Origin of the sequence: Shigella sp. FC1544 (assembly GCF_001722145.1) — a bacterium.
GTDB lineage: Bacteria > Pseudomonadota > Gammaproteobacteria > Enterobacterales > Enterobacteriaceae > Escherichia > Escherichia coli.
Genome location: NZ_MECT01000253.1, coordinates 1 through 1908 on the forward strand (window position 1 = coordinate 1; position 1908 = coordinate 1908).

Below are 1908 nucleotides of genomic sequence, written 5' to 3' on the forward strand. Positions count from 1 at the left end.
TTATTCAGGATTTGCATGTACCAGCTAAAGATAACCATCCGAGACAGCAAACCACCTATATGGCGGCGTGTGCTGGTTCCAGAGCAAATCCCCTTTAGTAAACTTCATGCCGTGATCCAGTTAGCTTTTGGCTGGAATGACGAACACCTGTATATGTTCGAGAAAGGGCGTAAAGGTGATCCAGGTAGCGAGTATCGCGTATGGGGTGAGGATGAAAGCATGGGTAACGCGGCAATCACGCCACTATGGGCGGCGCTCCAGAATGAGGGTGACAAGCTGGTTTACACGTATGACTTTGGCGACTGGTGGGATTGCGTCATTGTGCTGGAGAAGCAAACACACGATACGAGTAATCAGCCCATTAGCTGCCTGCGTGGGAAAGGCACCACCCCGGCGGAAAACTCAGGCGGCTTGCATGGTTACAATGAATTGCTATTACAGGCCAGAGAGTCTGATAATCCTGAGCAGGCCGAGATCCACAATTTCCTGATGCTGGATATTGAACGCCGGGTTTACGACCTGAGCCGCATCAACGACAGATTGCAGGCTATTAACTGACCCGCATGTATTCACCTGATATTGCGTTGTCAGCGCCGCCAGTATCGCGCATAACAGCGCACTGACCGGGTAAACCGTAGCGCACGACCGTTGCGTTAGTATCACCGCCGCGCCGTATCTGGCGCGATTCATACACTGTCACCCGCTCAAGCAGTCCACCAGCAACCATGCTTTCCAGTGTGCGCCGGGTTGATTCGAGCTGGTGACGCTTATCGAACGACACCATGCCATGAAGCAGGTAGGCCACACCCGACACATCGAACGGCGGCGCACCAATCTCACCAGTCACCCATTCGAGGTTATCCGGTTCAAAGTAGCTAAGTATCTCTTTTTTGCGACTGGTCATTCTCATGGCTGGCTGATTCCTTATTGTGGGATAGCACTATCATACAATAAGTGGGTTAAAGGGAGAGCGTTACCGCCTGATATGCTGTATGAATAACAACCAAATTTCAGGGGCGGAAAAAGATATGGGGGTACTTTTGGGGGTATCTATAAAAAATGAACAATAAAAAAGGCAACAAAAACAAAGCTTATCGCCTATGTGTATTGTTCCTATTATCCATTTAAATCAATAAGTTACACATCATTAGTACGTTCCTTATTTCTTGACTGGGACAAATTTGGGACCGATGGGTTCAGAATCGAGTCTATTTGCCGTGCGTGTTCGGTAAGGTGATTAGGTGCGAGGTGAGCATATCGACGAACCATTTCGATAGACTCCCAGCCTCCCATTTCCTGTAACACTGATAACGGGACTCCGGCTTGAACCAGCCAACTTGCCCAGGTGTGTCTCAAGTCGTGAAATCTGAAATCATCAATACCTGCTCGTCTCAGCGCCGCTTTCCAGGCTGTGTTTGCGTCATACCGCATCTTCCTGACTGTTGGCGCTTTCGTTCCGTCTGGTTTGGTACAGCTTTCCTTATACACAAATACCCAACGGTGATGATTCCCGATTTGTTTTTTCAATACGCGACATGCAGTATCATTCAGCGCAACGCCAATTGCGCGGTTTGATTTACTCTCTTCCGGGTTTATCCATGCCACCCGGTGAGGTGTACTGGCAATAGCGGACACTACCATTTGTTCTTTTTTTAAGCAGCCATCTGATGATATTTTTCCCTGAAGGCTGCCGGGGAGATATTCCCCAGACGAGAGTGACGACGCTGACGATTGTAGAAAATCTCAATGTATTCCCGTATTACTGAGATGGCTTCATCCCGGTTATTAAAACGATAGTGGCTCAGGCTCTCATTTTTCAGCGTTCCCCAGAAGCTTTCCATCGGAGCGTTGTCGTAACAGTTACCTTTACGCGACATTGATGTTTTCAGACCAGACTGCTCCTGTATG

3 protein-coding genes and 1 pseudogene are annotated in these 1908 nt (G+C 48.6%); 1 reads left to right on the top strand and 3 read right to left on the bottom strand.

Annotated features, from left to right (window positions below):
* Nucleotides 1-15: 15 nt before the first annotated feature.
* Complete coding sequence (locus BGK49_RS13455) at nt 16-558, top strand: plasmid pRiA4b ORF-3 family protein (RefSeq protein ID WP_000284450.1); 543 nt, start codon at nt 16-18, stop codon at nt 556-558.
* On the opposite strand, the gene BGK49_RS13460 is transcribed toward BGK49_RS13455, so the two are convergent.
* The 3 genes and pseudogenes from BGK49_RS13460 to BGK49_RS13470 all read right to left on the bottom strand — a co-directional run.
* Nucleotides 551-910 carry a hypothetical protein gene (locus BGK49_RS13460; RefSeq protein ID WP_001350215.1) on the bottom strand — a complete coding sequence of 120 codons (360 nt, stop codon included), beginning with the start codon at nt 908-910 and terminating at the stop codon, nt 551-553. The genes BGK49_RS13455 and BGK49_RS13460 overlap by 8 nt on opposite strands.
* A gap of 227 nt (nt 911-1137) precedes the next feature.
* Nucleotides 1138-1608 (bottom strand): annotated as a pseudogene (locus BGK49_RS13465) (tyrosine-type recombinase/integrase); the annotation flags it as partial.
* 44 nt (nt 1609-1652) lie between these two features.
* On the bottom strand, nt 1653-1908 hold a 256-nt coding region (locus BGK49_RS13470; RefSeq protein WP_140443768.1), incomplete at its 5' end, for an integrase core domain-containing protein.

Coding starts and splice junctions, on each gene's coding strand:
- BGK49_RS13455 (WP_000284450.1), top strand. CDS start 16: ATGTACCAGCTAAAGATAACCATCCGAGACAGCAAACCACCTATATGG.
- BGK49_RS13460 (WP_001350215.1), bottom strand. CDS start 910: ATGAGAATGACCAGTCGCAAAAAAGAGATACTTAGCTACTTTGAACCG.